The organism is Aminobacter sp. P4_H6_2 (genome assembly GCF_056400805.1).
Map to the genome: position 1 here is coordinate 1 of NZ_JBFUKO010000877.1, position 1,736 is coordinate 1,736.

At 54.0% G+C, this 1,736-nt stretch carries 1 protein-coding gene and 1 pseudogene; both read right to left on the reverse strand.

Annotated elements, in window-relative coordinates; genetic code table 11:
• Positions 1–298, reverse strand: a pseudogene (locus tag AC1DUU_RS31210) (hypothetical protein); the annotation flags it as partial.
• On the reverse strand, positions 295–1,736 hold a 1,442-nt coding region (locus AC1DUU_RS31215), incomplete at its 5' end, for an AAA family ATPase (protein WP_476787177.1). The pseudogene AC1DUU_RS31210 and the gene AC1DUU_RS31215, both read right to left, overlap by 4 nt.

Sequence of the window (1,736 nt, forward strand, 5' to 3'; positions counted from 1 at the left end):
GCCAATAATAGCCGAACCCCCCGGGAAGGGGATGGCCATCGACAGTGACCCCAAGTTTCGGCCGGAAGTGATCCACGTCGAAAGGCGACCGAGGACTCTTACCTTCGCAATACCAGCACTTCTCATAGCTCAAATTCGACAGCCACGATTTCAAGCGGCCCCAGCTTGTAGTCTTATTCAAATATTCGGCGCGCAGCTGCTGGGTGGCTTTGCCCGCAAGCGCAGTCGTTCGGCCAGCGTAAACTTTGGACCACTTCTTCGGCAAATTTGGAGGGAGTGCGACGGCAATGAACCTCAAGGGCGTTCCTGCTGCAAATCTGAGAGCAGGCTGACGACCAGAGCCTGTAGCGCTCTTTCCTTGTTCTCCGGAGTTACGATTGCGCCGTTCATTTCTCCATCGTTTGCCAGGTCAAACCGAGCTCGAAGAAACTCCTGCTCAAGCCTGTCTCGCATCGCAAAATTAAAGTCCAAGCCTTCAAGTCCTTTCCGCAATTCTGCGATCCGGGTCCGCTCCTGATCAGTTAAATCAGTCTTGGCAGACAAGTTATGCAATTCGACCAGGTCATCATTGGTCTGCTGATCGAGACTTGTGCCCAAACCAAACATGTCGCTGGTGACAATATTCGCGAAGCCCATCCCCTTTGGATCGAGCGCCGGATTTTCTGACAATACTTTTGATTCCGGCGTCCGATATAGGATCTGCACCTGCTCTTTGGCGAGTTCGGCGATTGCCAACGGATTATGTGTTGTGATCAGGATGTGGCTGTTCTCACGGTCACCGTCATTTTGTCCGGCGAACCTACGAAGATAGCTGAGGTAATCGACCGCCCAGCGCGGGTTGAGGTGCGTGTCAGGCTCGTCAAGCAGGAAGAGGCTTTCACTTTCGGCCGTGAACCTCAGCAAGCCAAGCACAGTCAACAGCTGCTGCTCTCCTTCGCTCAGCTCTCGGAATGTTACAGTCCCGTCGTTTTTCTTGAGGCGCACGCGTATGCGCACTTCTTCGATAAGTTGCGAGACGTGGGTGCTTTCCATGTCCCGGAAGAACTCAGCTGGGCGCTGTGCGCCGACGAGCTCGCGCAGGGATTCAATATCCTTGACGTAGAGATACTTGAACTGAAGGGTTTCTTTGCTCCACAGCGACACGTCCACGCGGCGGCTCGTTTCAATCGGAGCAAGGGCAATATCCTGAAGTCGGCTCAAGAAATCCGCGACAACGCCCTTTGCGTACCAAAATCTTGGGTCACCTTCTTTGGACTTCCACGGTGGCTGACGAAGGACGAACAGGACGGATTCTATACCCTCGTCTGGATCAATGCCGAGATGATCGGCGAGGAATTCTCGAACCTCATTTGACTGCTGGATCAGGAACGCCAACAAGACAAATTGGCTATGGACTGGCAACGCATAGAAGAGCCGTTTCAAGCCGGGGTTTTTGCCCTGCCGAAGCTGCCTGTCAAAGGTCTCCAGATATGGCTTGAACACCTCATAGAGGCGGTCACTTTGGCCCGAGTAATAAGCGAAAACAAATCGTGGCAGGTGTCGCGCTCCTGCGTCGAAGAACGCCTTGAGGGTCACCTTTTTCCCTCGCAGCGGAGATGTTTCTGGCTCGCCATCAATAAACGGCGTTAGTGTTCTCACGCCTCTCGCTTCAACGTCGGATGCGACATGGATTATCAGCGCTTCCCTGTCCCTGTCAGGGTCCGCATCGATGTTGATGTGTAGGGTCCCATCGCCGC